Raw genomic sequence first — 26,730 nt, 5'->3', positions numbered from 1 at the left:
GGCCTCTCCTTCCGGAGCTTGCCGGCGGAAGAAAGGCGCTAGAGGTCCGCCAGCAGGCGCTCGATGATCACTGCGACGCCGTCGTCGTTGTTGGCGACCGTCCGGCCCGAGGCGGCGGCGATCACCTCGGGGTGGGCGTTGCCCATCGCGTACGACTGTCCGGCCCAGGTGAGCATCTCGACGTCGTTGGGCATGTCGCCGAAGGCGACGACCTCCTCGTGCGAGATGCCGCGTTCGGCGCAGCACAGCGCGAGCGTGCTGGCCTTGGAGACCTCGGGGCCGCTCAGTTCCAGCAGGGCACTGGGGCTGGAGCGGGTGACGTTGGCATGGCCGCCGACGGCGAGCCGGGCGAGGCCCAGGAAGGCGTCGGGGTCGAGGTCGGGGTGGTAGGCGAGGATCTTCAGGACGGGCTGGTCGGCGTCCGGGCCGTCGGGAGCGAGGAGGTCCTCGGCGGGCAGCAGCCGGTCGGGTATCTCCATGTGCAGCTTGGGATAGGCCGGTTCCTGGTGGAAGCCGTACGTCTGCTCGATCGCGAACACCGTGCCGGGAGCCGCGTCGCGCAGCAGTCCGACGGCACTCAGGGCGTTCTTGCGGTCCAGTTCGCGCACCTTCACGAAGCGGTGGGCGCCGGGGCCGCCGTGCAGGTCGACGACGGCGGCGCCGTTGCCGCAGATCGCCAGGCCGTGGCCGTGGACATGGTCGCTGACGACGTCCATCCAGCGGGCCGGGCGGCCGGTGACGAAGAAGACCTCGATGCCGGCCTCCTCGGCCCGGGCCAGCGCGGCGACGGTCCGCGGGGAGACCGACTTGTCGTCGCGCAGCAGGGTGCCGTCGAGGTCGGTGGCGATCAGCCGCGGCCGTACGGCGGCGGACGGGGTCCCGGGCTGTCTGGTCGCTGAGGTCACCCGGCCATTGTCGCGCATATGCCATCACGCCCGTGCGGAACTCCGCACAGATGAGACACAGATGACGTCCGGAGCCGTCAGCCCAGCTGGGCCAGGGCCTCCATGGCGATCTGCTCGAAGACCTTCTCGTCGGCGGCGAAGTCGGAGTCGGGGATCGGCCAGTGGACGACGATCTCGGTGAAGCCCAGCTCGCGGTGGCGGCCGGCGAAGTCCACGAACGCGTCCAGCGACCGAAGCGGCTGGTTCCGGTCCGGGGTGAAGCCGGTGAGCAGGACCTTGTCCAGGTCCGCCACGTCGCGCCCGGCGGCCGCGCACGCCTCGGACAGCTTGCCGAGCTGCCCGCGCAGGGCCGCTACGGACTGCTCGGGGGTGCCGGTCTCGTACAGCTTCGGGTCGCCGGTGGTCACCCAGGCCTGGCCGTGCCGCGCGGCGAGGCGGAGGCCGCGCGGGCCGGTGGCCGCCACCGCGAACGGCAGCCGGGGGCGCTGCACACAGCCGGGGATGTTCCGTGCCTCGTGCGCCGAGTAGAAACGGCCCTCCTGGGTCACCGCGTCCTCGGTGAGCAGCCGGTCGAGCAGCGGGATGAACTCGGCGAGCCGGTCGGCCCGCTCGCGCGGGGACCAGGGCTCCTGGCCGAGGGCGGTGGCGTCGAAGCCGGTGCCGCCGGCGCCGATGCCGAGGGTGATCCGGCCGTCCGAGATGTCGTCGAGGGAGATCAGCTCCTTGGCGAGGGTCACCGGGTGGCGGAAGTTCGGCGAGGTGACCAGGGTGCCGAGGCGGAGGGTGTCGGTGGCGGCCGCGGCGGCGGTCAGCGTCGGTACCGCGCCGAACCAGGGGCCGTCGCGGAAGCTGCGCCAGGACAGGTGGTCGTAGGTGTACGCGGTGTGGAAGCCGAGCTCCTCGGCGCGCGTCCAGGCCGCGCGGCCGCCTTCGCTCCAGCGGCGGTAGGGCAGGATCACGGTGCTCAGACGCAGGCTCATGCGTCCGAGACTAAGCGGCACCACTGACAACGGACGAAACGGTCACCGTGCGCGGCCGCTCCGCCACGGACGGGCAGGGATGCCGGGCTGCTCCGCATATATGGCGCATGTGTGGGGCTGCCGTCAGCGCGGGCCGGGAAAGCGCAGGTAGCGGGGCGGGACGGCGGCGGTCAGCCAGACGCCGTTGGCGCTGACGTGGAAGACGTGGCCGTCGCGGTGCATGGCACCGGCGTCGACGGCGAGCACCACGGGACGGCCCCGGCGGGCACCGACCCGGGTGGCGGTCTCCCGGTCGGCGGACAGGTGCACGGCGTGCCGGTTCATGGGCTTGAGCCCGTCGGCGCGGATCGCGTCGAGGCTGCGGGCGACCGTGCCGTGGTACAGGTACGGCGGCGGGGTCGCGGGCGGCAGGCCGAGATCGACGTCGATGCTGTGGCCCTGGCTGGCGCGGATGCGGGTGCCCTCGATCGCGAAGCGCTGCTTGTCGTTGCCGGCCACCACGTGGTCCAGTTCCGCACGGGTGAACCGGAACCCGTGTGCGGCGGCCGCGTCGATCAGTGTGTCGATCTCCACCCAGCCGCCGCGGTCCAGTGTGAGGCCGATGCGCTCGGGCTGGTGCCGGAGGTGTTTGGAGAGGTACTTGGACACCTTCACGGCACGTCTCTCGTCCGGCCGGCCCTCGCTCACATGTCCCTCGCTCACGCGTTTCCCGCTCACCTGTCTCTCGTTCATACGTCCAGCGTGCGGGAGAGACGCGGATCACGCAGGTTGTTTTCCTCCCGAGGTTTGATCCACAAGCAAGTGCAGTTATCCACAAGCCCAGTTGGCGGATCTGTGGACAAGTGCCCGGGGAATGGGGATGTTTGGCCAACTCCCCATCCCCTCAAGGCACTCTCACAACTTCGGCTCCACACGCGCGAGTCGGCGCAGCGCACCCGGCAGGAAGCGGGACAGCAGATGGGCGCCCCGGGCTTCCGGAGTCACCGGGACGACCGCCTTGTTGCGGGCGACCGCGTCCAGTACCGCGTCGGCCACCTTCTCCGGCGGGTAGTTCCGAAGGCCGTACAGGCGGGCGGAGTTCTTCTGGCGGCGGCGCTCCTCCGCCTCGTCGACGCCGGTGAAGCGGGCGGTCGCGGTGATGTTGGTGTTGACCAGGCCGGGGCAGATCGCGCTCACCCCGATGTCCTGCGCGGCGAGTTCGGCGCGCAGGCACTCGGAGAGCATCAACACGGCTGCTTTCGAGGTGCTGTAGGCCGGCAGCGCGCGGGACGGCTGGAAGGCGGCCGCCGACGCGATGTTGACGATATGGCCGCCCTGGCCGCGCTCGGCCATGCGGGCACCGAAGAGGCGGCAACCATGGATCACGCCCCAGAGGTTGACGTCCAGGACCCTGCGCCAGTCGTCGGTCGTCGTGGTGAAGAAGGAGCCGGACAGCCCGATGCCCGCGTTGTTGACCAGCACGTCCAGTACGCCGTACTCGCGGTGTACCTTCTCGGCGAGCTTCTCCATGGCCTGCTCGTCGGCGACGTCGGCCGTCTCGGCCCATGCCCCGGACGCGCCGATCAGCCGGGCGAGTTCGGCGGTGCGGGCCGCCGTCTCGGCGTCGCGGTCCACGGCGATCACGCGCGCGCCCGCCTCCGCGAAGGCGAACGCGGTGGCCCGGCCGATTCCGCTGCCGGCCCCGGTCACCAGCACCAACTGGCCCGCGAACCGGTCGGCGTGGCGTCCGGTGGCCCGCTCCTCCGGCCGGCCGCCCTCGACGCCGGTGACGAACTCCTCGATCCAGCCGGCCACTTGGTCGGGGCGGGTGCGTGGCACCCAGTGCTTGGCCGGGAGGGTGCGGCGGGTCAACTGGGGCACCCACGCGTCCAGGTCGTCGTAGAGGCGCTTGGAGAGGAACGCGTCCCCCTGGGGCGTGATGAGCTGCACGGGCGCGTGTGCGTACGCGTCCGGGCGGGGCCTGCGCAGCCGGGCGCGGACGTTGTCCCGGTACAGCCAGGCGCCGTGGGCCGCGTCCGAGGGCAGGGAGGCGGTCGGGTAGTCGCCGGCGGGGACCTGCTCGACGCGCCGCAGGATCCCCGGCCAGCGCTTGCCGAGCGGGCCGCGCCAGGCCAGCTCCGGCAGCGCGGGGGTGTGCAGCAGATAGACGTACCAGGACTTGGCGCCCTGGCCGAGGAGCTGGCCCACCCTGCGGGGCGTCGGACGCTTCACGCGCGCGTTGATCCAGTGCCCGAAGTGGTCCAGGGACGGTCCGGAGATGGAGGTGAAGGAGGCGATACGGCCCTCGGTGCGGCCGGTCGTGGCGAACTCCCAGGACTGCACCGAGCCCCAGTCGTGGCCGACCAGGTGCACCGGCCGGTCCGGGCTGACCGCGTCCGCCACGGCCAGGAAGTCGTCCGTCAGCTTGGCGAGCGTGAAGCCGCCGCGCAGCGGCTCGGGAGCCGTCGACCGGCCGTGGCCCCGGACGTCGTAGAGGACGACATGGAAGCGGCCGGCCAGGCGCTGTGCGACCGGTGACCAGACCTCCTTGCTGTCCGGATAGCCGTGCACCAGCACCACCGTCGGCTGCTCCGGGTCGCCCAGCTCGGCCACGCACAGCTCGACCCCGCCGGTCCGCACCCAGCGCTCACGCGCACCCTCGAGTGTCACTTCTCCTCCGCCCAGCGCCGCACGTGCGGCAGATCGTCGTCCAGCCAGAACGCGCTCTCCTCGGGGTCCTTCGAGTCGGTGACCACGAGGATCTCCTCGAACTTGGCGCCCGTGCCGCGGAAGCCGAGGTGCGGTTCGACCGCCCACAGGCCCGGCTGCGGCGGATGGTCCGAGAAGCGGTACGGCGACCACAGGGGCGACCAGCCCTCGCGGTGGCCGTGCAGCGCGTCGGCGGCGAGGCCCTTCAGGGACTGGGTGCCGAACCCGAAGAGATGCGGGGAGAAGCGGCGCTGCCTGACCCGGTCCACCTTGTGGGCGATCACGCCGAACGGATACGCGCGGTGCCGGTTGGCGTAGCCCTGGCGGACCATGAGCCGGTCCACGTCCTCGTAGATGTCCCGCAGCGGGCGCCGCTCGCGCACCTCGCGCAGGATCAGCTCGCGGTGCGCCTCCAGGTCGGCCAGCAGCCGGTCCTGCACCGGGTTCACGCCGAGCGAGCCCGAGTAGCCGATGTCGGCCGTGTATCCCTCGTACACCGGCGCCATGTCCAGGATGAACGGCATCCCGGGCGCCAGCGCGCGGTCGGTGGGGAAGAACTGGAGCGGGACGCGGAAGTCCACGAACGCCGTACGGTCGCCGAACCAGGCGAAGGGCAGGTGGAACCAGTCCCGCACCCCGCGCTCGCGCAGCCACGCGCGCTGCATCCGTGCCGCCTCGCGCTCGGTCACGCCCGGCTCCAGGCGTGCCGCGACCGCCTCCGCGCACTCGTAGGCGAGGCGCTGCACCCGCCTGAACCCCCGCAGCTCCGCGGAGAGTTCCCTGCTCACTGCCGTCGTCATGCCGCCCGTCCCGTCGTCCGCGGTACGCGTCAGTAACTTGACTCTGGTGACACTCGCACTTGTTAGAGTCGGCGTCAATAGGCGCGTCGGCAGGGTGCTGGCGGACCCCCGAACGGCCCCGCAGGGGGGAATCCCCTAGGGCCCCGTAATACCTGGGTCTGAGGTGAAGACGGCTCTGTGGTCTGACGACGGAAGTGTCCCGGATCACTACCGTCGTAGACGTGACTGTGATCGCGACCGAAAGCCTGAGCAAGCGGTTCCCCCGGGTGACCGCGCTCGACCGGCTGTCCGTGGACATCGGACCCGGTGTGACCGGACTCGTCGGGGCCAACGGCGCCGGCAAGTCCACCCTGATCAAGATCCTGCTGGGTCTGTCCCCCGCCACGGAGGGCCGCGCCGAGGTGCTCGGCCTCGACGTCGCCACCGAGGGCGCCGCCATCCGTGAGCGCGTCGGCTACATGCCGGAACACGACTGCCTGCCGCCGGACGTCTCGGCCACCGAGTTCGTCGTCCACATGGCCCGCATGTCCGGCCTGCCGCCCACCGCGGCCCGCGAGCGCACCGCGGACACCCTGCGCCACGTCGGGCTGTACGAGGAGCGCTACCGCCCCATCGGCGGCTACTCCACCGGCATGAAACAGCGGGTCAAGCTCGCGCAGGCCCTGGTGCACGACCCGCAGCTGGTCTTCCTGGACGAGCCCACCAACGGCCTCGACCCGGTCGGCCGCGACGAGATGCTCGGCCTGATCCGCCGGGTGCACACCGAGTTCGGCATCTCGGTCCTGGTCACCTCCCATCTGCTCGGCGAGCTGGAGCGCACCTGCGACCACGTCGTCGTCATCGACGGCGGCAAGCTCCTGCGCTCCAGCTCCACCACCGACTTCACCCAGAGCACCGCCACCCTCGCGATCGAGGTCACCGACAGCGACACCCACCCGGACGGCACCAGCGCGGTCCGCGAGGCGCTCCACGCGCGCGGGGTGGACACCCGCGCGGAGGGCGCCGGACTGCCCGGAGCGGGCCACATCCTGCTGCTCACCGCACAGGGCGAGGAGACCTACGACCTGGTCCGGGACGTGGTCGCCGACCTCGGCCTCGGCCTGGTGCGCATGGAGCAGCGCCGGCACCACATCTCCGAGGTGTTCACCGGCGAGGACGCACACAGCAGCGACGAGCAGCGGAAGGAGGCCGTCGGCCATGGCGGTTGAGCAGCCCCTGACCACCTCCGCGGGCGACCAGACCCGCATCCACGACATCGGCTACCGCGGCTACGACGGCCCCCGCCTCGGCCGCGCCTACGCCCGCCGCTCGCTGTACTCGCAGTCCCTGCGCGGCTCCTACGGACTCGGCCGCTCGGCCAAGTCCAAGGTGCTGCCGATGCTGCTGTTCACGGTGATGTGCGTGCCCGCGGCCATCATGGTGGCCGTCGCGGTCGCCACCAAGGCACACGAACTGCCGGTCGCCTACACCCGCTACGGGATCATGCTCCAGGCCGTGATCAGCCTGTTCGTCGCCGCGCAGGCGCCGCAGTCCGTCTCCCGCGACCTGCGGTTCAAGACCGTACCGCTGTACTTCTCGCGGCCCATCGAGACCGCCGACTACGTCCGGGCCAAGTACGCGGCGCTCGCCTCGGCGGTCTTCGTCCTCACCGCCGCCCCGCTGGTCGTGATGTACGCGGGCGCCCTGCTGTCCAAGCTGGACTTCGCCCACCAGACGAAGGAATTCGCCGAGGGACTGGTCTCCGTGGCCCTGCTCTCCCTGCTCTTCGCCGGTATCGGCCTGGTCATCGCAGCCGTCACCCCGCGCCGCGGCTTCGGCATCGCCGCCGTGATCGCGGTCATGGTCATCTCCTATGGCGCGGTCTCCACGCTCCAGGCCATCGCCTACACCCAGGGACACAGCGGGGTCATCCCGTTGATCGGCCTGTTCTCGCCCGTCACCCTGATCGACGGGGTCCAGTCGGCCTTCCTGGGCGCGACCGCCCGCAACCCCGGAGGCGTCGACCCGTCGGCCGGACAGGGCGTGGTGTACGTCCTGGTGGTCCTCGGCCTCATCGCCGGCAGCTACGGCCTCCTGCTGCGCCGCTACAAGAAGGTGGGACTGTGACCACACTGAGCCTCGACCACGTCTCCCGATGGTTCGGCAACGTGGTCGCCGTCAACGACATCACCATGACCATCGGCCCCGGAGTCACCGGCCTGCTCGGACCGAACGGCGCCGGCAAGTCCACCCTCATCAACATGATGGGCGGCTTCCTCGCCCCCTCCACCGGCACGGTCACCCTCGACGGACGGCCGGTCTGGCGCAACGAGGAGATCTACCGGCACATCGGCATCGTCCCCGAGCGCGAGGCGATGTACGACTTCCTCACCGGCCGCGAGTTCGTGCTCGCCAACGCCGAGCTGCACGGCCTCGGCGCCACGGCCGCCCAGCGGGCCCTCGCCACGGTGGAGATGGAGTACGCGCAGGACCGGAAGATCTCCACCTACTCCAAGGGCATGCGGCAGCGCGTGAAGATGGCGAGCGCCCTCGTCCACGACCCGTCGCTGCTGCTGCTCGACGAGCCGTTCAACGGCATGGACCCGCGGCAGCGCCTGCAACTCATGGACCTGCTGCGGAAGATGGGCGACGAGGGCCGCACCGTGCTGTTCTCCTCGCACATCCTCGAAGAGGTCGAGCAGCTGGCCCGGCACATCGAGGTCGTCGTCGCCGGACGCCACGCGGCCAGCGGTGACTTCCGCAGGATCCGCCGCCTGATGACCGACCGCCCGCACCGCTACCTGGTCCGCTCCAGCGACGACCGCGCCCTCGCCGCCGCGCTGATCGCCGACCCGTCCACCTCGGGGATCGAGGTCGACCACGCCGAGGGCGCGCTGCGCATCCAGGCCGTCGACTTCGGCCGTTTCACCACCCTGTTGCCGAAGGTCGCCAGGGACCACGGCATCCGGCTGCTCACGGTCTCGCCGTCCGACGAGTCCCTGGAGTCCGTCTTCTCGTACCTGGTCGCGGCGTAGGAGGCCGAAGATGTACGACCCCACCGTCGCCCGGCTCACCTACCGGGCCCTGCTCGGCCGCCGTCGGGCCCTCATCCTCGGCGCGCTGCCGCTGCTGCTGATCGTGATCTCCGTGGTGGTGCGCTCCCTGACCGGCGCGGACGACCAGACCGCCGCCGACGTGCTCGGCGGGTTCGCGCTCGCCACCATGGTGCCGATCATCGGTGTCATCGCGGGCACCGGTGCGATCGGCCCCGAGATCGACGACGGCTCCGTCGTCTACCTGCTGGCCAAGCCGCTGAAGCGGCCGACGATCATCTTCACCAAGCTGATCGTCGCCATCGCGGTGACCATGGTGTTCTCGGCGGTGCCGACCCTGATCGCCGGTCTGATCCTGAACGGAAACGGCCAGCAGATCGCCGTCGCCTACACCGTCGCCGCGCTGGTCTCCTCCATCGCGTACTCGGCCCTGTTCCTCCTGCTCGGCACGGTCTCCCGGCACGCCGTGGTCTTCGGGCTGGTCTACGCGCTCGTGTGGGAGGCGCTGTTCGGCTCCCTGGTACCCGGGGCGCGCACGCTGAGCGTCCAGCAGTGGTCGCTGGCCGTCGCCCACAAGCTGGCCGGCGGCGACCTGGTCACCTCCGAGGTGGGACTGCCGACCGCGGTGGTGCTGCTGGTGGCGGTCACCGTGCTGGCCACCTGGTACGCGGGCCAGAAGCTGCGCTCGCTGAAGCTGGCGGGCGAGGAGTAGGCCCCGGCTGCCTTGACGGGGACTTCATCCGGGGCTGGGCAGACTGGATACGGCGGACACGGCGAGGAGGCCGGTGATGGCAGAGGAAAGGGAGCCGCAGGACGGTCGCGGGCAGCCGCCGGCCGGGAGCGACGCCTGGGACGACCTCGTCCTGGACGAGGACTTCGTCCGCGCCGCCGGGACCGCCGAGCCGTCCGCGCGGGCCCGGATGCTCGCCGCCCGTTGGCAGGCCGAGGCGCCGGAGCCGCAGCCCTGGCGGTCCGACGAGCCGCCGGCCGGCTGGTTCTTCAGCAAGGCGCGCAGACGCAGATGGCGTCGCCGGTAGTGGAGCCGCCGTTATTCGGTGGCAGCCGACTCGGTGCCGGCGCAGAGTGGTTGTGCACCATCTGCCGGGAGTGTCCGGGCGGAACGGGCTGGGATTGCCGGCGGCCGCTTCGAGCATGTGAGCCTCGCGCTCGCGTGGGCCGTCCTCCCCGGTGCCCCCCTTGTCACAAGGGGGGCACTCTGCACCCGGGTTACCTCAGCAAGCGCTCCAGCACGACAGCGATGCCGTCCTCCTCGTTGGAGGTGGTCACCTCGTTGGCCACCGCGCGCAGTTCCTCGTGGGCGTTGGCCATGGCCACCCCTCGGGCGGACCAGGCGAACATCGGGATGTCGTTGGGCATGTCACCGAACGCGAGCGTGTCGGCGGCCTTCAGACCGAGGCGGCGGGCGGCGAGAGACAGACCCGTGGCCTTGGACAGCCCCAGCGGGAGCAGCTCCACGATGCCCTCGCCCGCCATCGCCACGCTGACGAAACCGCCGGCCGCGGTCCGTGCGGCCTCGGCCAGCTCGTCGTCGGTCAGCGTCGGATGCTGTATGTAGATCTTGCCGAGCGGGGCCGACCACAGGTCGGACGCGTCGGTGAAGGGGGTGGCCGGCAGCCTGCCCGTGACCGCGTAGCCCGGGCCCACCAGCACCTCGCCGTCGAGGCCGTCCCGGCTGGCCGCCAGATAGAGCGGGCCGACCTCGGCCTCGATCTTGGCCAGGGCCACGCCCGCCAGCTGCCGGTCCAGGGTGACCGAGGTCAGCAGGCGGTGCGCGCCGGCGTCGTAGACCTGGGCGCCCTGGCCGCAGACGGCGAGGCCGTCGTAGCCGAGGTCGTCCAGGATGTGCCGGGTCCAGGGGACCGCGCGGCCGGTGACGACGATATGGGCCGCGCCCGCCGCGGTGGCCGCGGCGAGCGCCTCACGGGTGCGCTGCGAGACCGACTCGTCGGAGCGCAGGAGCGTTCCGTCGAGGTCGGTGGCGATGAGCCGGAAGGGGAACCCGGTCACTTGGCGACCGGCTCCAGGACCTCCCGGCCGCCCAGGTACGGGCGCAGCACCTCGGGGACCCGGACGGAGCCGTCGGCCTGCTGGTGGTTCTCCAGGATCGCCACGATGGTGCGCGGTACGGCGCACAGCGTGCCGTTGAGGGTGGCGAGCGGCTTGACCTGCTTGCCGTCGCGGACCCGGATGGACAGCCGGCGGGACTGGAACTCGGTGCAGTCCGAGGTCGAGGTCAGCTCGCGGTACTTGCCCTGGGTCGGGACCCACGCCTCGCAGTCGTACTTGCGGGCGGCCGAGGCGCCGAGGTCACCGGAGGCGACGTCGATGACGCGGAACGGCAGCTCCAGCGAGGTCAGCCACTGCTTCTCCCACTCCAGCAGGCGCTGGTGCTCGGCCTGGGAGTCCTCGGGCGCGACGTACGAGAACATCTCGACCTTGTCGAACTGGTGCACGCGGAAGATGCCCCGGGTGTCCTTGCCGTGCGAGCCGGCCTCGCGGCGGAAGCAGGGCGAGAAGCCCGCGTACCGCAGCGGCAGCTTGTCGGCGTCGATAATCTCGTCCATGTGGTAGGCCGCCAGCGGGACCTCGGAGGTGCCGACCAGGTACAGGTCGTCCTTGTCGAGGTGGTAGACGTCCTGGGCGGCCTGGCCGAGGAAGCCGGTGCCCGCCATGGACTGCGGGCGGACCAGCGCCGGGGTGAGCATGGGGGTGAAGCCGGCCGCCGTGGCCTGGGCGATCGCCGCGTTCACCAGGGCCAGCTCGAGCAGGGCGCCGACGCCGGTGAGGAAGTAGAAGCGGGAGCCGGAGACCTTGGCGCCGCGCTCGACGTCGATGGCGCCGAGCAGCTGGCCCAGCTCCAGGTGGTCCTTGGGCTCGAAGCCCTCGGCGGCGAAGTCGCGGATGGTGCCGTGCGTCTCCAGCGTGACGAAGTCCTCCTCGCCGCCGACGGGCACGTCGGGGTGGACGAGGTTGCCGAGCCGGAGCAGCAGTTCCTGGGTCTCGGCGTCGGCCGCGTCGCGCTCGGCGTCGGCGGCCTTGACGTCGGCCTTCAGCTGCTCGGCGCGCTTGAGCAGTTCGGCCTTCTCGTCGCCGGTGGCCTTGGGGATGAGCTTGCCGAGCTGCTTCTGCTCGGCGCGCAGCTCGTCGAAGCGGACGCCGGAGGACCTGCGCCGCTCGTCGGCAGACAGGAGAGCGTCGACGAGCGCGACATCCTCTCCACGGGCGCGCTGAGACGCGCGCACACGGTCGGGGTCCTCACGAAGCAGGCGAAGGTCAATCACAGGGCCAAGGCTACCGGTGCGGGGTTGCCGCTCACGAATCACAATTCCGGGGAGTTCTGATTCGCTCCATACGTTCCGCTATGCGGTAATTGCCGACTGTGTCGAGTCCGGTCGAGTCCCGATCAAGGCAACGAGTCCGGTCAAGGGAAAGTGTCTCACTCCCTGGGACGGGGCAGGTCCGAGGTGCCTGGTTGACCGGATTTCCTTGTGGAGAGCGGCACTTGGCGGGCCGGTCGCGCCCTTGTTGTCCACAGGGACTCACGCCTCTCCGAGAGTTATCCACAGGCTGTGCGGAAGATCTGTGGATTTCGGAATCGATCACTCCGGAAGTGTCGAACACAGCGAAGAATTCCCCGGTCAAACCGCTTCGACACCCACTTTCGGTGGAAAACGGTCGCCCTGAAAGATGAACCAAAGGAAACAGGTGGACGAAGGGTGGCCCATGTGTCGGTAGACCCGCCTGTGGGGCGAAGGGGGATTTGTCGACCGACCGACCCTTCGTTGTCGACTTGTCCCCAGGTCGAGAAGAGGACCTGTGGATAACGTCTGTGGATAACGCCGGCCCGGGTGCGGCTGGCTGGAACCGGCCTAGAACCGGCCGTCCTGGCAGCGGGCCACCCAGTCGGCCGCCGCGATGAACTCCTGGTCCGAGGTCCCCGGCAGCGCCGGCCGGGCCTCCTTCGCCGTGATGTCCGCGCGCGGGTAGGAACCGAGGAAACGCACCTGGAGACAGATCCGCTTCAGCCCGGTCAGCGCCTCCGCCATCCGCCGGTCGGTGATGTGCCCCTCGGCGTCGATGCAGAAGCAGTAGTTGCCGATACCGGCGCCGGTCGGCCGGGACTGGAGCAGCATCAGGTTGATCCCGCGGGTGGCGAACTCGCCGAGCAGATCGCGCAGCGCGCCGGGGTGGTCGTCGCGCTGCCACAGCACCACCGAGGTCTTGTCGGCGCCGGTCGGCGCGGCGGGCCGGGCCGGGCGGCCGACCAGCACGAACCGGGTCTGCGCGTTCTCCGCGTCGTGGATCCCGGTCTCCAGGGCGGTGAGGCCGTACCGGGCGGCGGCGAACTCGCCGGCGAAGGCGGCGTCGTAGTGGCCCTCCTGGACCAGCCGGGCGGCGTCCGCGTTGGAGGCGGCGGATTCCCAGGTGGCGTCCGGGAGGTTGGTCCGCAGCCAGTTGCGCACCTGCGGCTGGGCCGCCGGGTGGGCGGAGACCGTCTTGATGTCCGCGAGCGTGGTGCCGGGCCGTACCAGCAGGGCGAAGGTGATGGACAGCAGCACCTCGCGGTAGATCATCAGCGGCTCGCCCGCGACCAGCTCGTCCAGGGTGGTGGTGATACCGCCCTCGACCGAGTTCTCGATCGGCACGAACGCCGCCTCGGCCTCGCCGGCCCGCACCGCGTCCAGCGCGGACTGCACCGACACATACGGGATCAGCTCCCGGGTGGCCGATTCCGGCAGCGTGCGCAGGGCCACCTCGGTGAAGGTGCCCTCGGGACCGAGATACGCATAGCTGGCTGGCATGTCCCTCACCCTAATGGCCGCAGGGAAAAGCGGCGGCCGCGTCTCATAAACGCCACTCGACCGGGTGGTTTGAAAGCGTGATCAGCACAGAATTGCCGCGCCGCGCTTGCGCACCCCGGAGCACCCCGGATCACCCCAGGGCCGCGGCGCCCGGATCACCCCTCCAGCAGCCGCTGTCCCACGTATTCGCCCTTCGCCGCACCGCCCGGCACCGCGAACAGCCCGCTCGACTCGTGCCGGATGAACTTCGACAGCGCGTCGCCCCGGTCGAGCTTGCGCTGCACCGGGACGAAGCCGCGCAGCGGGTCCGCCTGCCAGCAGACGAAGAGCAGACCGGCGTCCGGGGTGCCGTCCGGGGCGAAACCGTCGTGGTAGGAGAAGGGGCGCCGCAGCATGGCCGCCCCGCCGTTCTGGTCGGGCCGGGAGATCCGGGCGTGCGCGTTGACCGGGACCGCGTACCCGCCCCGGGCGTCGGTCTTCTCCAGGTCCATCGGGGTCGTCTCGGTGCCCCCGGACAGCGGCGCCCCGTTGTCCTTGCGCCGCCCGATGACCTGCTCCTGTGCGGACAGGGACAGCTTCTCCCAGTCGTCCAGCAGCATCCGGATCCGGCGTACGACGGCGTAGGAGCCGTTCGCCATCCAGGCGGGCTCGCCGTCGGCGGGCACGAAGATCCGCTGGTCGAAGTCGGCCTCGGCCGGCTTGGGGTTGCGGGTGCCGTCGAGCTGGCCCATGAGGTTGCGGGCGGTCATGGGGTGGGAGGTGGTGCCCGGGGTGCGGTTGAAGCCGTTCATCTGCCAGCGGATCCGGGCCGCGTCGCCCGCGTCCTTCTGGACGGCGCGCAGGGCGTGGAAGGCCACCAGGGCGTCGTCCGCGCCGATCTGCACCCACAGGTCGCCGTCGCTGCGCGCCTTGTCGAGCCGGTCGGAGGAGAAGTCGGGCAGCGGGTCCAGGGCGGTGGGCCGCTGTTTCTCCAGTCCGGTGCGGCCGAAGAAGCTGTGGCCGAAGCCGAAGGTGAGGGTCAGTGAGGAGGGGCCGGCGTCCCGGGCCACGTCGGTGTCGCCGTGCGGCGCGGCCTCGCCCGCCATCAGCCGCTCGGCCGTCGCCGACCAGCGGCGCAGCAGGGCCGCCGCCTCCTTGCGGCCCGCGCCCGGCGCCAGGTCGAAGGCGACCAGATGGCCGCGCGCCTGGAGCCCCTCGGTGATGCCGGGCTGATGTTTCCCGTGAAACATCGCGCGGCCGGTGCCCACGGAGGTCAGCGGGGTGGCCCGGGCGGGCGCGGCGGCGTAGCCCGCGACCCCGCCGGCCGCGCCGAGCACCAGCCCGGTGGCGCCGGCGGTGCCGAGCAGCGTGCGCCGGGAGACGCCCGCAGGGGGGGTCTCCTGCACCGGCGCGTCGGAGGTGCGGGGCTGCGGAATGGACTGGTGCTCGGGCATGGTGTCGTTCAGCCGATCTGCGCGTTCTTGGAGACGGTCACCTGGTCGATGTCGGAGGTGCGCACGGTGACGGCGATCTTCCAGTCGCCCGCCATCGGGATCTGCACCCCCTCCGCCGCCCAGTGGCCGGTGGTGATGTGGTCGGGGGTCACGGGGAGCGGGCCGATCTTCTTCGCGTCGAGGGTGAAGGCGATCTTCACCTCGGGGACGTCGAAGGCCTGTCCGCCCGGCTTCTGGACGTAGACGTGCATCTCGTTGGCGCCCGTGCGCGCGGGGTCGAGATCGACGCTGACGACGCCCTTGCCGCCCGTGCCGCCGGTGTCGAAGGGCATGTCCAGGGTGAGGGCGCCGTTCGACGGCACCGCGGCGGTGCCGGACGACGAGGTGGCGGCCCTGGCCTCCTGCTCGGTGCGGCCCGGCTCGGTCTGGGTCAGTGCGGTGGTGACGGCGAGCAGGACGACGGCGACACCGGCCTCGGCCAGCACCGAGCGGCGCAGTCCGAAGCGGTTCGGATCGGCGTCCCGCAGCCGCTTCTGCCGAGCGGCGTCCATCGCGGCCCGCTGCCGGGCGAGCTGGGCGGCACGCTGCGAGCCGGCGGAGCCGGAGCCGGACTTGGCGGTGCCGGTGCTCCCGCCCTTGGCCGCGACGGGCTTCTTCGCCGCTGCGGGCTCCTTCGCCTGCTCGGCGGCGGCGACGGCGGCACGGGACGCAAGGGCGTCGTCCCCGTCCCGGTCGGCGAGCCGTGCCGTCCACCGTCGGGACACCGCCGCGATGCCGGTCATCAGCGCCACCAGCCCGATCTTGACCAGCAGCAGCTGGCCGTACCGGGTGCCGGTGAACGCCGACCAGGAGCCGAGCTGGCGCCAGGACTGATAGGCGCCGGTGGCGACCAGTGCGAGGACGGAGCCGAAGGCCAGCCGGGAGAAGCGGTGGACGGCGGCGGCCTCGACCGGGGTCTCGGCGGGCGCCCGGTACAGCGCCACCAGCAGGGCGGCGAGCCCGCCCAGCCAGGCGGCGACGGCGAGCAGATGGACGACGTCGACGGGCATGGCGATGCCCGGCTGGAGCCCGGTGGAGGCGTGCTCGGCCATCGCCCAGCTCGCCGCGAGCCCGGCCGCGACGACCAGCCCGCCGACCGCGAGCCCGAAGGTCAGATCCCGCTTCTCCGCGCCCTCCTCGCGCCGCTGGTAGGCGCCGAAGAGGACGGCGATGAACAGCGCGGCGGCGGCGAGCAGCAGCAGCCGGGAGACCAGCGCGGCACCGGTCTTGGTCTGGAGCACCTGGCCGAGCAGATCGAGGTCGAGGACGTCGGCGAGCTTGCCCGAGGTGGTGTAGGAGCCGCGCAGGAGCAGCAGCCACAGGGTGGCCGCGGTGAGGGTCAGCCAGCCGCCGACGACCAGCCGCTGCACGGGCCGTACGCCCGCGCCGGGCCGCCAGCAGGCGAGGACGAAGGCCGCGCCGCCCGCGAGCACGATGAACCCCGCGTACGAGGCGTACCGGCCGAGGGCGTAGAGCCAGCCGACGGCGCCGCCGCCCGCGGTCGGCCCGGTGCCGGTGACCACGGTCGGCGAGGGCGCCCCGACGGAGAAGGTGTAGGCGCCGCCGACGGGGTGGCTGTCGGCGGAGACGACCTGGTAGGTGACCGTGTAGGTGCCCTTGCCGAGGCCGCTCTTGAGCCGTACGGCGTAGGTCGTGCCGCCGGTCTCGGCGGGGGCGCCGGTCTGCACCGGCCTGCCCCGGGGGTCGAGGACGCGCAGCGAGTCGTCGTTCATCGCCACCTTCTCGGAGAAGGTGAGCGACACCTGGGTGGGGGCCTGCTTGACCACCACCCCCTGGGCGGGGTCGCTGCCGGTCAGCGCGGCGTGCGCGGAGGCCGGTGCGGCGCCCGCCAGCAGGGCGCCGGCGACGGTGAGGAGCAGCAGCACCACTGCCCGCAGACGGGGGGTGATGGTCCGGATCACGGTGGTCCCTCCCTCAGTGGCCGGTCGGTGGGTGGTACGTGGCGGACTTCACCGGCATCTCGACCGTCAGGGGCCCTGATTCGGCGAAGGTCAGCTTTACGGCGACCGTCTGGCCCTGCCTGGGCGCGCGCTTCAGCTTCTCGAACATCAGGTGGTTGCCACCGCTTTTGAACACGAGTTGACCATGGGCGGGTATGGCGAAGGAGGTCTGCTCCGCCATGGCGCCGCCGACGGTGCTGTGCATGGTGACCTGGCCGGCCACCTCGCTGGTGACCGAGGTCAGCCGGTCGTCCGCCCCGCCCTTGTTGGTGATGGTCAGGAACCCGGCGGCCATGTCGGCGGAGACCGGCTGGGGCATGTAGGGCCCGCTCACCGACAGTTCGGCCTTCGCGGAGTCCGAGCCCGAGCAGCCGGTGAGGATCAGGGCACCGGCGAGCGCGGCCGGTGCGAGAACGGCGCGGCGCCTCACGGCTTGGCCCCCTTGACGAGCTTGGGCAGGTCCTTGGTGTAGTCGTCGACGGTGGCGCTCTCGCCGTAGAGGACGTACCCGGCGTCGGTCTTCGGGGAGAAGGCGATGACCTGGGTGCCGTGGACGGAGACGGTCTTGCCGTTCTTGTCCTTGGTGGTCGGCTCCACGGAGATGCCGAGGGAGCGGGCGCCGGCCTGGACGGTGGCGAAGTCACCGGTCAGACCGATGAACTGGGGGTCGATGCCCTTGAGCCACTTGCCCAGCTCGGCGGGGGTGTCGCGGCCGGGGTCGGTGGTGACGAAGACGACCCGGAGGTCGTCCTGCTCGGCCTTGGGCAGCGCCTTCTTGGCGACGGCGATGTTGCTCATCGTGGTGGGGCAGATGTCCGGGCAGTGCGTGTAGCCGAAGTAGACCAGGGTCGGGTGGCCCTTGGTCTCCTTGCGGAGGTCGTACTTATGGCCGTGGGTGTCGGTGAGGACCAGGTCCGGCTTGGTGAACGGCTGGTCGAGGACGGTGGCGGCCTTGCCCGAGCCGGAATCCGCCGAGACGACGGTGACCGGTGACGCGGTGTCGTTCCCGCTGCCGCAGGCGGTCAGGGTCAGGGTGGCGGCGGCGAGCAGGGTGGCGGCCGCGGCGAACGTCTTCTTGCGCATAGAGAAATGTCCCAGATGTGTGAACTCCGGCGCGCACCGGGGTCGTACGACGGGCACGGCCTGGTCGTACGACGGGCATGACCTGGTCGTACGACCGGCACGACCAGGCAGGGCGGGCGGGTACGGCCCCGGTGCGCGGTCCGGAAGGGGGGCTAGGCGGAGCGGCGGCGGCCGGCGAGGACGCCGTACGCCACGCCCGCGGCGCCGATGACGATGCCCGCCACGCCGAGCACGCGGGCGGTGGTGTCGGTGTCGTCCGAGGCGGTCGCGGCGGCCACGTTCTCGGTCCGGCCGGCGACGGTCGTGCCGTGGTGGTCGTCGGCCGCGGCGGACAGCTCCAGCACCGGGGCCGGGTTCTCCGGCTCGGCCTGGCCCTGCTGCGGCACCTCGATCCAGCGGACGACCTCCTTGTCGGAGTACGTCTGGACCGCCTTGAACACCAGCTGGTCGGTGTTCTCGGGCAGCGCGCCGAGGGAGAGCGGGAACTTCTGGAAGTAGCCGGGCTGGATGCCCTTGCCGTCGGCGGTCCAGGTGACCTTGGTGACGGCCTCGGCGATCTTCTCGCCGTGCAGGGTCAGCGGCTTGTCCAGCTTGGACTTGGTGACCTGCACGGTCCAGCCGGGCAGCGGCTCGGGCATGGCCGAGGCCAGCGGGTGGTCGGCCGGGAGGGTCACCTCGAGCTTGGTGGTGGAGGCGTTGTCGCGCTCGTTGGGGACCTTGAAGTCCACGACCGCGAAACCGCCCTTGGCCGCGGGCCCCTCGGGCTGCACGGAGACATGGGCGAAGGCCGGGGCGGCGAGCGCGAGGACGGCGGTGCCCGCGACGGCAGCGGCGGCGGTGATACGGGAAGCCTTCATGGCAGGAGTACTCCACTGGGAGAGGTGCTGAGGAGAGGTACGCATGCGCGTGCCGCGCGACGGCGGCCTCTCCCCGGCAGCGGGGCAGAGTGCTCGCGTCGCGTCAGGCGGCGAGAAGGAAGGCGGCGGCGGGCGGGCCGCGCCGGATCACCGTGTGCTGGAGCGCGGTGGTGTGCGGGGCGGGCACCGCGTCCCGCTCGGTACGACGTACGCGCGGGCCGGGCCCGGCGGCGGGCAGCAGACCCGCACACAGGGCGTGCGCCAGCGTGAGCGCCGCGCGCAGGGATCGTACGAGCGCCCCCTCGGCGACTCCGTGCGCCGACAGCTCGATCAGCCGCAGCAGGGCGAGATCGCCCCGGCGCAGCAGCCAGCCCGTGGTGACGGCCGCGAGGAGGTGGCCGAGCAGCATCGGCAGCGAGGGCAGCAGGGAGGCGGAGGCTCCGGCGGCGTCGTACGCGTGCGGCAGGGCGCCGGACGCGGCCGGGGGCCGGGCGGAGCGGTCGATCAGGTGCGCGTTCAGCAGCAGCCGGTAGGCGTGCCCGGGGGTGAGCGCGGTGGGGCTCGATCCGCACACCAGCCGGGCGGCCTGCTCGACCAGTGCGGCGCCGCTCGACGCGGAGCCGCGGGAGCCCGCCACGGCCGACCCCATGGGCATCGAGCCCATGGACATCGCGGTGCCGTGCTGGCCCAGCCCGAACAGCGTGTGCAGCACGGTCTGGCCGAGCGCGAGCAGCGCGGCGATGCCCGGCAGCGAGCGGGCCCGCCCGGCGAGCGGGGCCACCAGCAGCAGCGCGCCGAGAAAGCCCGCCCCGAGCGTCCACAGCGGCACCCGTGCACAGGAGGCCAGGGTGTGCCCGGCCGCGGCCAGCACGACGCAGACCGCGGCGAACACCGCGGCCCGCAGCAACCGGAGGCCGGCTCCGGGGCGCGCTGTGCGGGGGTGGGGGGCAGTCATGGCGGGGTCATCATCCCACTGCCTTCGGCGTCGTCGTACGGCAGGGCACGGCAGCGGTGTCCGACGCGCCCCTCATACACCGGTTCCTCCCCGCGCGCATCGGCCGAATGGGCGGACTCACGTCAACAGCGTGCTTACACCCCCTTACGGACGGCAATACGTATCGGTATGTCGAGCCGCGGCCAGGAGGCTGGAGCATGAGCATCTGGTGGTCACTCCATCTGCGGCGCGAGGCCGCGAGCGTGCCGCTGGCCCGGCGCCTGCTGCTCGGCACCATGGAGACGGCGGGCGTCGACCCGGAGATCTCCTACGACCTGTCCGTCGCCCTCAGCGAGGCCTGCGCGAACGCCGTCGAGCACGGCGGGGGCAGCGTGCGGGGCGGCGCCTCGGAGGCGTACCGGGTGACCGCGTACCTCGACGGGGAGAAGTGCCGGATCGAAGTGGCCGATTCCGGTCCCGGTCTCGGCGGCGTACAGGAGATCCGCCCGGCCCGCACGGACGCCGAGCACGGCCGGGGGCTCGGGCTGATCCGGGAGCTGGCGGACCACGTCCACATCGCCGCGCGACCGGGCCGCCGCGGGACGGTGGTCAGCTTCGACAAGATGCTCAAGTGGACGAAGGACCCGTCCCTGCTGACGGCCTGACACCCGCACCGCGCCGGCCGGCTCAGGCCTCCAGCACCTTCGCCAGCGCCTCCAGGGCCTCCGGGTAGGCCCGCTCGCGCGGGGTGCCGTAGCCGATGACCAGCCCCTGGGGGCGGTCCGGGGCGGGGGTGTGCCAGTGGTCGCCGAGGGCGCCGACGGCCAGGCCCGCCGTCTCCGCCCGGGCCAGCACCTCCGCCTCGTCGGGCACGTCGATCAGCGCGTGCAGCCCCGCCGCGATCCCGCGCACGCCCCGCCGCGCCCCCAGCCGGTCCAGGAGCTGGTCCCGGCGGCGCCGGTAGCGCAGCCGGCACGCGCGCACGTGCCGGTCGTAGGCGTGGCTGTCGATCAGCTCGGCGAGGGCGAGCTGGCCGATGGTCTCGGTGTGCAGGTCGGTGTGGAGCTTGGCGTCGGCGACCGCGTCGACCAGGTGCGGCGGCAGCACCATCCAGCCGAGGCGCAGGGCGGGGCCGAGCGTCTTGGAGGCGGTGCCGAGGTAGACCGTCCGGTTCGGTGCCATGCCCTGGAGCGCGCCGACCGGCTGACGGTCGTAGCGGAACTCGCCGTCGTAGTCGTCCTCCACGATCAGTCCGTCACGCGCGCGTGCCCAGTCGCCGAGCGCGCGGCGCCGCTCCGGGTGCAGGGTCACCCCGGTCGGGTACTGGTGGGCCGGGGTGACCACCACGGCCCGTGCCTCGCCCAGCTCCTCGGGGCGCACCCCGCGCGCGTCGACCGGCACCGGGTGCACCGGGGAGCCGTTGCGCCGGACGACCTCCCGGTGGAAGGGCAGCCCCGGGTCCTCCATGGCGACGGTGGCGCCGTCCAGCACGCGCGTGAGGAGCGCGAGCCCCTGCACGTATCCGGAGGTGATGACGATCCGCTCGGGGGGCGCGATGACCCCGCGCGCCCGGCCCAGATAGCCGGACAGGGCGGTGCGCAGTTCGACCCGGCCGCGCGGGTCGCCGTAGTCGTACGCCAGTGAGGGCGCCGTCGCGATCGCGCGGCGCAGGGCGCGCAGCCAGGCCGCGGCCGGGAACGCGCCGACGTCCGGGCTGCCGGGGCGCAGGTCGAAACGGGGGGCGTGGCTGCGGGTCGCCGTGCCGGGTGCCACCGACTCCACGGTCGGCAGCTCGGCGACCCGGGTGCCGGAGCCCTGCCGCGCCGTCAGATAGCCCTCCGCGACGAGCTGGTCGTACGCCGCCTTCGCGGTGCCGCGCGAGACCCCGAGGTCGGTGGCGAGCCGCCGGGTGGCCGGCAGCCGGGTGCCGGGGGCGAGCCGGCCGTCCCGTACGGCGTCCCTGAGTGCCCGCTCCAGCCCGGCTCTGCGGCCGTCCGCGGCGTCGGGTTCGAGATGCAGGTCCACACCGACGCTCGACCAGAAGTCGTCCATGAAAGCCTCCCCCTAGGCATGTCAATGGCCGGGCACCTTCCCGGTACCCGGCCATTGAATCTCAGATCAGCCCTTCAGCGACGCCATCCATGCCTCGACCTCGTCGGAGCGGCGCGGCAGACCGGCCGAAAGGTTTCGGTTGCCGTCCTCGGTGACGAGGATGTCGTCCTCGATCCGGACGCCGATGCCCCGGTACTCCTCGGGGACGGTCAGGTCGTCGGCCTGGAAGTACAGACCCGGCTCGACGGTGAGGACCATGCCCGGCTCCAGCGTGCCCTCGACGTACGTCTCGGTCCGCGCGGCCGCGCAGTCGTGGACGTCCATGCCGAGCATGTGGCCGGTGCCGTGCAGGGTCCAGCGGCGCTGGAGGCCCAGCTCCAGGACGCGCTCCACCGGGCCCTCGACCAGGCCCCACTCGACCAGCTTCTCGGTGAGCACCCGCTGGGCGGCGTCGTGGAAGTCGCGGAACTTGGCGCCCGGCTGCACGGCCGCGATACCGGCCTCCTGGGCCTCGTACACGGCGTCGTAGATCTTCTTCTGGATCTCGCTGTACGTGCCGTCGACCGGCAGCGTGCGCGTGACGTCGGCGGTGTAGAGGGTGTGCGTCTCCACGCCCGCGTCCAGCAGCAGCAGGTCGCCGGAGCGGACCGGGCCGTCGTTGCGGACCCAGTGCAGGGTGCAGGCGTGCGGGCCGGCGGCGCAGATGGAGCCGTAACCGACGTCGTTGCCCTCCACGCGCGCGCGGAGGAAGAAGGTGCCCTCGATGTAGCGCTCGCTGGTCGCCTCGGCCTTGTCCAGGACCTTCACGACGTCCTCGAAGCCGCGGACCGTCGAGTCGACGGCCTTCTGGAGCTCGCCGATCTCGAACTCGTCCTTGACCAGCCGCATCTCGGAGAGGAAGACGCGCAGCTCCTCGTCGCGCTCGGCGGTGACCTTGTCGGTCAGGGCGGCCTCGATGCCGGCGTCGTGGCCGCGCACCACGCGGACCGGGCCGGTGGCCTCGCGCAGCGCGCCGGCCAGCTCGCGCACATCGGCGGCGGGGATGCCGTAGAGCGCCTCGGACTCGGTGAGGGAGTGGCGGCGGCCGACCCACAGCTCGCCCTGGCCGGACAGCCAGAACTCGCCGTTCTCGCGGTCGGAGCGGGGCAGCAGGTAGATCGTCTCCTGGTGGCCCTCGTCCTTCGGCTCCAGCACCAGGACGCCGTCCTCGGTCTGGTTGCCGGTGAGGTACGCGTACTCGACCGAGGCGCGGAAGGGGTACTCCGTGTCGTTCGAGCGGGTCTTCAGGTTGCCCGCCGGGATCACCAGGCGCTCGCCCGGGAAGCGGGCGGAGAGTGCGGCGCGGCGGCGCGCGGTCTCGGCGGCCTGCGGGATCGGCTCCAGGTCACGCAGCTCGGTGTCGGCCCAGCCGGACTTCATGTTCTCGGCCAGCTCGTCGGAGACGCCCGGGTACAGGCCGTTCTTCCGCTGCTTGATGGGCTCCTCGGACTCGGTCTCGGGGCCCTCCGCGGTAGCGGAGTCGGGCACAGCCGGGTTGAGCTCGTCGGACACGTGATCCTCCTCGATACGCCTGATGATCTCCCCCGGGCCCGCGACGCTCCTGCTTGTGGCCGAGCGGGGACCCCCATCATCGTACGGTCGTATCCGTGGCGGGACAGGGTCGGATGACCTGTTATGCCCGGTCATCGCAGGTGGGCTCAGTCGAAGCGGGCCGCCAGCAGGACCACGTCCTCCTCGCTCTCGGCCGCGTCCAGGCCGTCCGGCAGGACGGTGCGCAGGACGTGGTCGGCGACCGCGGCCGGATCGTGGCGGGCCGCGCGCGGCACGCTCGCGGCGGCGGCGTGCAGCCGGGTGAAGGCGCGGTCCACGGGGTCACCGGTACGGTGCAGCAGCCCGTCGGTGTAGAACAGCACCGTCTCGCCGGGCTGGGCCTCGATCTCCACGCTGGGCGCCTCCCAGCAGGCCAGCATGCCGAGCGGCGCGGAGACGGAGGTCTCGGCGAACTCGGTGCGCCGCTCGCCGATCAGCAGCGGCGGGCTGTGCCCGGCACCGGCCAGGGTGATCCTGCGCAGGGCGGGCTCGCAGTAGGCGAACAGGGCGGTGGCCGACCGGGCGGGCTCGGTCAGCCGCAGCAGCAGCTCCAGGTCGGACAGGACGGCGACCGGGTCCTCGCCCTCCATCACGGCGTACGCGCGCAGGCTGGCGCGCAGCCGGCCCATGGCGGCCACGGCGCTCGGCCCGGAGCCGGTGACCGAGCCGACGGCCAGGCCGAGGGCGGCGTCGGGCAGCGGCAGCGCGTCGTACCAGTCGCCGCCGCCGCGCGGGCCGGTACGGTGCCGGGCGGCGAGCTGGACGCCGGCCACCCGGGGCAGCCGGGAGGGCAGCAGTTCCTCGGTGAGGGTCGCCACGCGCGCGCGTGCGCGTTCCACCTCCACCAGGCGGGCCAGGTGCTCCGCCGCGTGGCGCAGGTAGAGGCGGGCCAGGTGGCGCCGGCGCTCGTGCGGTTCGGCGGGTTCGTCGTAGAGCCAGACGGCGGCGCCGAGGCGGCCGGCACAGTCGCCGGCGAGGGGCAGGGCGTAGCTGGCGGCGTAGCCGAGGCGGGCGGCGACCTCGCGGTGGCGCGGGTCGAGGCCGTCCTCGGCGAACAGGTCGGCGTGGACCGTCTCGCCGGCGGCGGTGGTGTCGTACGGCAGGGCGCCGTGCGGAACGGTCTCGATGTGGCCGAGGTCGGCGCGGCCGAGGCCGAGGCCGAGGGTGGTGCGGGGGCCGAGTCCGTCGCCCGGTTCCAGGACGACCAGGCCGCGGCGGGCGCCGACGAGGGCGGCTCCGGCGCGCAGCAGTTCGTGGAGGGCGGGGTCGAGCGCGTGGGTGCGGGAGAGGCGCTCGGTGAGTTCGTGCAGGGTCGTGAGGTCCGAGACCCAGCCGGCCAGCCGGTCCTGGAGGAGGGTGCCGGGAGCGGGGGTGTTCGGGGCGGGGACCGCGGGTCCGCCCGGGACGGGGGTGGTCCCCGAGGTGTGAGAGGTCGGCGCGACAGTCTGTGCGGGTGGGGGAAGAGTGGGATCGATTCCGGCCACTTTCGGAGGGTGCGGGGCGTTCATGGCGTCCGGCTCTCAGACCGGTGCGTATTGCTGAAAAGCATCGCAAACCCCCATGTCATTCTGCGCCGCTAGCAGTGTCTCCACATGTACACGCACTCGTGAGGGGATGTCCAGCATTGTCCTGCGAGGATTCCTGGTGTCCGTGAGCCGGGTGGGGTTTTGGCAGCGCTTTTCCCGAACCCCTTGCCTTACTGGCAAGTTGGCTAAAAACTGCCTTAGGTATCGCCTGATTGCGGTCGACTGGGCTCGCTCCACGGAGCGTCACAGCGGTCGTGATGGGTACGTACTCGGAGAAGGCCAGGGGTGGTTGGGGGCCACCCGGAACCTGGCGACGGACCCGGGCGTCATAGCCACCGACGGCCGAGCCCCATCCTCCCGTGGCGGAGGCGGAGAGAACCACGCGCGACGGCAAAACGCCAGACTTCGCCACCCCCAGGCCGCACCCGCTCTGCTGATGGACGCACCATGGACCCCATGGGCCCCGCCACGGACGCGGACGCGGCCCGTGCTCGACCCCTTGGGGTTCCCCCTGCCGGACGCGGGGGCGTGATGCGCCAACAGGTACGCACAGTGAAGTGATCGACACATGTTGTGATGTGGACCACGGTGTTGCCAGCGGTGCAACGGAAAGGACGAGCGCTCATGCGCGAGATCCCCGGAAGGCGACGCAGGCTCCTGTCCAGGCGGAACAGGCGGAACGACGGGAGCACCGAGCTGATCGGCGCGGCCCTGACCTTCGCGACCGGGTGGCAGTGGCCCGTACTCCCGGGCGTGGGCCCGGACCCCGAGGGGCGCGGCCGGTGCGGCTGCCCCGACCCCGAGTGCACGGTTCCCGGTGCGCACCCCTTCGACCCGGGCCTGCTCGCGGCCACCACGGACGAGCGCATGGTGCGCTGGTGGTGGACCAACCGGCCCGCCGCGCCGATCGTCCTGGCCACCGGCGGCAAGGCGCCCTGCGCGGTGAGCCTGCCGGCGCTCGCCGCCGCCCGCGCCCTGACCCAGCTCGACCGCCGGGGCATGCGCCTCGGCCCGGTGGTGGCCTCGCCGACCCGCTGGGCGCTGCTGGTCAAGCCGTACTCCCTGGAGCAGCTGGGCGAGCTGCTGTACGCCAAGGACTTCGTCCCCGGCTCGCTGCGCTTCCACGGCGAGGGCGGCTATCTCGCCCTGCCGCCGTCCGAGACCGGCCAGGGTGCCGTCCGCTGGGAGCGGGCCCCGCTGCCGGGTTCGGCCGCGCCCTGGGTGCCGGATGTGGAGGCCGTGGTGGACGCCGTGGTCGACGCCCTCACTCGTACGGGTGTGAGCGCGCCCGAGTTGTAGGAGTGTCCGGCGCGCGGGGGACGGCCGGGACCCGCCTGCTCTGTATCGTCCGCTCATGCTGCATCGCTCCGGGGGCCGCCCCGCACACTCCCCGGACCCCCGAAGGATCCGGCTGCTCGCCCTGGTGGGCGTGTCGCTGGCCGCGGTCGTGCTGCCGCTGGCCGTGGCGTCCGCCGGGCAGGTGGGCGACGCGGGGCCGTCAGCCGTACGGACGTCTCCGCGGCCCGCGCCGAGCGGCGCGGGCGGACGGCAGGCGGGCCCCGAGGGGGACGCCAAGCGCTCCTCGGCCGGTGCCCGTGCTCCCCGGCTGCTCGGCCTCGGCCTGGCCACCGCCGCGCGCTGCGGTCCGGAACTCAGCTCGCCCGAGGGCGTCGAGGCGCAGACCTGTGTGCTGACCCAGGGCAGCGACACCTGGGCGCGCACCTACTACCGCAACGCCACCGGGGCGGCGCTGGACTCCGTGCTGAGCCTGATGGGTCCGGGCGGCCGCAGCATCGAGACGCGCTGTGCCATGGGCGCCGACGACGAGCCCGCCACCTGCGAGACGCCCCGCGAACCCAGCAGGGGCGCGCCCGACGCGTATACGGCCGTCACGGAGTTCGCCGAGCCGGGGGCCGACGGCGAGCTGCTGCTGCGCTCGGGCAGCAACGCGGCGGTCGGGGACGGCAACACAGAAGGGCCCGGCGGGAGTTGACATCCGGGGGCCGGACGGCCGGCGGACGCGGGCA

General features: G+C 72.3%; 25 protein-coding genes. 8 read left to right on the top strand and 17 right to left on the bottom strand.

From position 1 onward, the window contains the following. Window positions 1–38: 38 nt before the first annotated feature. The 5 genes from ACZ5CZ_RS15050 to ACZ5CZ_RS15030 form a co-directional block, all read right to left on the bottom strand. Window positions 39–923, bottom strand: a complete 885-nt coding sequence (locus tag ACZ5CZ_RS15050; protein ID WP_450789215.1) for a Cof-type HAD-IIB family hydrolase — start codon at window positions 921–923, stop codon at window positions 39–41. Between the two features lie 59 nt (window positions 924–982). Continuing rightward, on the bottom strand, window positions 983–1,885 hold the full coding sequence (locus ACZ5CZ_RS15045; protein ID WP_468942834.1) for an LLM class flavin-dependent oxidoreductase: 903 nt from the start codon (window positions 1,883–1,885) through the stop codon (window positions 983–985). Window positions 1,886–2,008: 123 nt separating this feature from the next. Beyond that, window positions 2,009–2,572 (bottom strand): RNA 2'-phosphotransferase, encoded by a 564-nt coding sequence (locus ACZ5CZ_RS15040; RefSeq protein WP_385841803.1) that lies wholly within the window; start codon window positions 2,570–2,572, stop codon window positions 2,009–2,011. Window positions 2,573–2,779: 207 nt separating this feature from the next. Next, a complete protein-coding gene (locus ACZ5CZ_RS15035; RefSeq protein ID WP_468942832.1) occupies window positions 2,780–4,534 on the bottom strand; it encodes an SDR family oxidoreductase in 1,755 nt (584 codons plus the stop codon). Next, window positions 4,531–5,373, bottom strand: a complete 843-nt coding sequence (locus ACZ5CZ_RS15030) for a M24 family metallopeptidase (RefSeq protein ID WP_385841492.1) — start codon at window positions 5,371–5,373, stop codon at window positions 4,531–4,533. Before ACZ5CZ_RS15030 ends, ACZ5CZ_RS15035 begins: the two co-directional genes overlap by 4 nt. Before the next feature lie 227 nt (window positions 5,374–5,600). Here ACZ5CZ_RS15030 and ACZ5CZ_RS15025 point away from each other — a divergent pair, with 227 nt between their 5' ends. From ACZ5CZ_RS15025 to ACZ5CZ_RS15005, 5 genes are all read left to right on the top strand, one after another. Then, a complete protein-coding gene (locus tag ACZ5CZ_RS15025) occupies window positions 5,601–6,581 on the top strand; it encodes an ABC transporter ATP-binding protein (protein ID WP_385841802.1) in 981 nt (326 codons plus the stop codon). Next, window positions 6,571–7,479 (top strand): ABC transporter permease subunit, encoded by a 909-nt coding sequence (locus ACZ5CZ_RS15020; protein ID WP_468942828.1) that lies wholly within the window; start codon window positions 6,571–6,573, stop codon window positions 7,477–7,479. Before ACZ5CZ_RS15025 ends, ACZ5CZ_RS15020 begins: the two co-directional genes overlap by 11 nt. After that, window positions 7,476–8,387, top strand: coding sequence for an ABC transporter ATP-binding protein (locus ACZ5CZ_RS15015; RefSeq protein ID WP_468942825.1), 912 nt, complete (start codon window positions 7,476–7,478; stop codon window positions 8,385–8,387). The genes ACZ5CZ_RS15020 and ACZ5CZ_RS15015 overlap by 4 nt, the downstream gene beginning before the upstream one ends. A 10-nt stretch (window positions 8,388–8,397) precedes the next feature. Then, window positions 8,398–9,117, top strand: coding sequence for an ABC transporter permease subunit (locus tag ACZ5CZ_RS15010; protein WP_385841488.1), 720 nt, complete (start codon window positions 8,398–8,400; stop codon window positions 9,115–9,117). 76 nt (window positions 9,118–9,193) lie between these two features. Further along, window positions 9,194–9,442 (top strand): SGM_3592 family protein, encoded by a 249-nt coding sequence (locus tag ACZ5CZ_RS15005; RefSeq protein WP_468942822.1) that lies wholly within the window; start codon window positions 9,194–9,196, stop codon window positions 9,440–9,442. A 190-nt stretch (window positions 9,443–9,632) separates the two neighbouring features. Here the strand turns inward: ACZ5CZ_RS15005 and ACZ5CZ_RS15000 are convergent, their stop codons facing one another. The 9 genes from ACZ5CZ_RS15000 to ACZ5CZ_RS14960 all read right to left on the bottom strand — a co-directional run bounded on the left by ACZ5CZ_RS15000 (window position 9,633) and on the right by ACZ5CZ_RS14960 (window position 19,556). Next, a complete protein-coding gene (locus tag ACZ5CZ_RS15000; protein ID WP_468942820.1) occupies window positions 9,633–10,433 on the bottom strand; it encodes an HAD family hydrolase in 801 nt (266 codons plus the stop codon). Further along, a complete protein-coding gene (gene serS, locus ACZ5CZ_RS14995) occupies window positions 10,430–11,707 on the bottom strand; it encodes a serine--tRNA ligase (RefSeq protein WP_385841485.1) in 1,278 nt (425 codons plus the stop codon). Before serS ends, ACZ5CZ_RS15000 begins: the two co-directional genes overlap by 4 nt. A gap of 588 nt (window positions 11,708–12,295) precedes the next feature. Further along, window positions 12,296–13,228 (bottom strand): prephenate dehydratase, encoded by a 933-nt coding sequence (gene pheA / locus ACZ5CZ_RS14990; protein ID WP_385841483.1) that lies wholly within the window; start codon window positions 13,226–13,228, stop codon window positions 12,296–12,298. 155 nt (window positions 13,229–13,383) lie between these two features. Further along, complete coding sequence (gene efeB / locus ACZ5CZ_RS14985) at window positions 13,384–14,661, bottom strand: iron uptake transporter deferrochelatase/peroxidase subunit (RefSeq protein WP_468942815.1); 1,278 nt, start codon at window positions 14,659–14,661, stop codon at window positions 13,384–13,386. An 8-nt stretch (window positions 14,662–14,669) separates the two neighbouring features. Further along, entirely contained in the window at window positions 14,670–16,622 is a 1,953-nt protein-coding gene (locus ACZ5CZ_RS14980; protein ID WP_385841480.1) for a copper resistance CopC/CopD family protein, read from the bottom strand. Window positions 16,623–16,635: 13 nt separating this feature from the next. After that, complete coding sequence (locus ACZ5CZ_RS14975; protein WP_385841479.1) at window positions 16,636–17,091, bottom strand: copper chaperone PCu(A)C; 456 nt, start codon at window positions 17,089–17,091, stop codon at window positions 16,636–16,638. After that, on the bottom strand, window positions 17,088–17,744 hold the full coding sequence (locus ACZ5CZ_RS14970) for an SCO family protein (protein WP_385841478.1): 657 nt from the start codon (window positions 17,742–17,744) through the stop codon (window positions 17,088–17,090). The genes ACZ5CZ_RS14975 and ACZ5CZ_RS14970 overlap by 4 nt, the downstream gene beginning before the upstream one ends. Window positions 17,745–17,896: 152 nt before the next feature. After that, window positions 17,897–18,601 carry a YcnI family copper-binding membrane protein gene (locus ACZ5CZ_RS14965; protein WP_468942810.1) on the bottom strand — a complete coding sequence of 235 codons (705 nt, stop codon included), beginning with the start codon at window positions 18,599–18,601 and terminating at the stop codon, window positions 17,897–17,899. Between the two features lie 103 nt (window positions 18,602–18,704). Then, a complete protein-coding gene (locus ACZ5CZ_RS14960; protein ID WP_468942807.1) occupies window positions 18,705–19,556 on the bottom strand; it encodes a hypothetical protein in 852 nt (283 codons plus the stop codon). 197 nt (window positions 19,557–19,753) lie between these two features. Here ACZ5CZ_RS14960 and ACZ5CZ_RS14955 point away from each other — a divergent pair, with 197 nt between their 5' ends. Further along, the gene (locus ACZ5CZ_RS14955; RefSeq protein ID WP_468942804.1) at window positions 19,754–20,200 is read left to right on the top strand and encodes an ATP-binding protein; all 447 of its coding nucleotides are present in this window, start codon (window positions 19,754–19,756) and stop codon (window positions 20,198–20,200) included. Window positions 20,201–20,222: 22 nt separating this feature from the next. Here the strand turns inward: ACZ5CZ_RS14955 and pdxR are convergent, their stop codons facing one another. From pdxR to ACZ5CZ_RS14940, 3 genes are all read right to left on the bottom strand, one after another. Further along, a complete protein-coding gene (gene pdxR, locus ACZ5CZ_RS14950; RefSeq protein ID WP_468942801.1) occupies window positions 20,223–21,587 on the bottom strand; it encodes a MocR-like pyridoxine biosynthesis transcription factor PdxR in 1,365 nt (454 codons plus the stop codon). 66 nt (window positions 21,588–21,653) lie between these two features. Beyond that, window positions 21,654–23,138: an aminopeptidase P family protein gene (locus tag ACZ5CZ_RS14945; RefSeq protein ID WP_385841473.1), complete on the bottom strand. Its 1,485-nt coding sequence runs from the start codon at window positions 23,136–23,138 to the stop codon at window positions 21,654–21,656. Window positions 23,139–23,284: 146 nt separating this feature from the next. Continuing rightward, window positions 23,285–24,685, bottom strand: coding sequence for a PP2C family protein-serine/threonine phosphatase (locus ACZ5CZ_RS14940; protein ID WP_385841472.1), 1,401 nt, complete (start codon window positions 24,683–24,685; stop codon window positions 23,285–23,287). Window positions 24,686–25,327: 642 nt separating this feature from the next. Here ACZ5CZ_RS14940 and ACZ5CZ_RS14935 point away from each other — a divergent pair. Both ACZ5CZ_RS14935 and ACZ5CZ_RS14930 read left to right on the top strand, forming a co-directional pair. Then, entirely contained in the window at window positions 25,328–26,002 is a 675-nt protein-coding gene (locus tag ACZ5CZ_RS14935) for a bifunctional DNA primase/polymerase (protein WP_385841471.1), read from the top strand. A 55-nt stretch (window positions 26,003–26,057) separates the two neighbouring features. Further along, window positions 26,058–26,696 carry a hypothetical protein gene (locus tag ACZ5CZ_RS14930; protein ID WP_385841470.1) on the top strand — a complete coding sequence of 213 codons (639 nt, stop codon included), beginning with the start codon at window positions 26,058–26,060 and terminating at the stop codon, window positions 26,694–26,696. Window positions 26,697–26,730: the final 34 nt, after the last annotated feature.

This window comes from Streptomyces sp. NPDC031418 (genome assembly GCF_055581605.1).
The sequence above is the reverse complement of the archived record's forward strand: the minus strand, read 5'-3'. Positions and strand labels throughout refer to the sequence as shown.

What these genes read in the sequence shown, in the direction of transcription:
- ACZ5CZ_RS14960 (WP_468942807.1), bottom strand. Translation starts at nt 19,556, where the DNA reads ATGACTGCCCCCCACCCCCGCACAGCGCGCCCCGGAGCCGGCCTCCGG.
- ACZ5CZ_RS15005 (WP_468942822.1), top strand. Translation starts at nt 9,194, where the DNA reads ATGGCAGAGGAAAGGGAGCCGCAGGACGGTCGCGGGCAGCCGCCGGCC.
- pheA (WP_385841483.1), bottom strand. Translation starts at nt 13,228, where the DNA reads ATGCCAGCCAGCTATGCGTATCTCGGTCCCGAGGGCACCTTCACCGAG.
- ACZ5CZ_RS14965 (WP_468942810.1), bottom strand. Translation starts at nt 18,601, where the DNA reads ATGAAGGCTTCCCGTATCACCGCCGCCGCTGCCGTCGCGGGCACCGCC.
- ACZ5CZ_RS15010 (WP_385841488.1), top strand. Translation starts at nt 8,398, where the DNA reads ATGTACGACCCCACCGTCGCCCGGCTCACCTACCGGGCCCTGCTCGGC.
- ACZ5CZ_RS15050 (WP_450789215.1), bottom strand. Translation starts at nt 923, where the DNA reads ATGCGCGACAATGGCCGGGTGACCTCAGCGACCAGACAGCCCGGGACC.
- ACZ5CZ_RS14955 (WP_468942804.1), top strand. Translation starts at nt 19,754, where the DNA reads ATGAGCATCTGGTGGTCACTCCATCTGCGGCGCGAGGCCGCGAGCGTG.
- ACZ5CZ_RS14970 (WP_385841478.1), bottom strand. Translation starts at nt 17,744, where the DNA reads ATGCGCAAGAAGACGTTCGCCGCGGCCGCCACCCTGCTCGCCGCCGCC.
- ACZ5CZ_RS15020 (WP_468942828.1), top strand. Translation starts at nt 6,571, where the DNA reads ATGGCGGTTGAGCAGCCCCTGACCACCTCCGCGGGCGACCAGACCCGC.
- ACZ5CZ_RS14940 (WP_385841472.1), bottom strand. Translation starts at nt 24,685, where the DNA reads ATGAACGCCCCGCACCCTCCGAAAGTGGCCGGAATCGATCCCACTCTT.
- ACZ5CZ_RS14930 (WP_385841470.1), top strand. Translation starts at nt 26,058, where the DNA reads ATGCTGCATCGCTCCGGGGGCCGCCCCGCACACTCCCCGGACCCCCGA.
- efeB (WP_468942815.1), bottom strand. Translation starts at nt 14,661, where the DNA reads ATGCCCGAGCACCAGTCCATTCCGCAGCCCCGCACCTCCGACGCGCCG.
- ACZ5CZ_RS14935 (WP_385841471.1), top strand. Translation starts at nt 25,328, where the DNA reads ATGCGCGAGATCCCCGGAAGGCGACGCAGGCTCCTGTCCAGGCGGAAC.
- ACZ5CZ_RS15030 (WP_385841492.1), bottom strand. Translation starts at nt 5,373, where the DNA reads ATGACGACGGCAGTGAGCAGGGAACTCTCCGCGGAGCTGCGGGGGTTC.
- ACZ5CZ_RS15045 (WP_468942834.1), bottom strand. Translation starts at nt 1,885, where the DNA reads ATGAGCCTGCGTCTGAGCACCGTGATCCTGCCCTACCGCCGCTGGAGC.
- pdxR (WP_468942801.1), bottom strand. Translation starts at nt 21,587, where the DNA reads ATGGACGACTTCTGGTCGAGCGTCGGTGTGGACCTGCATCTCGAACCC.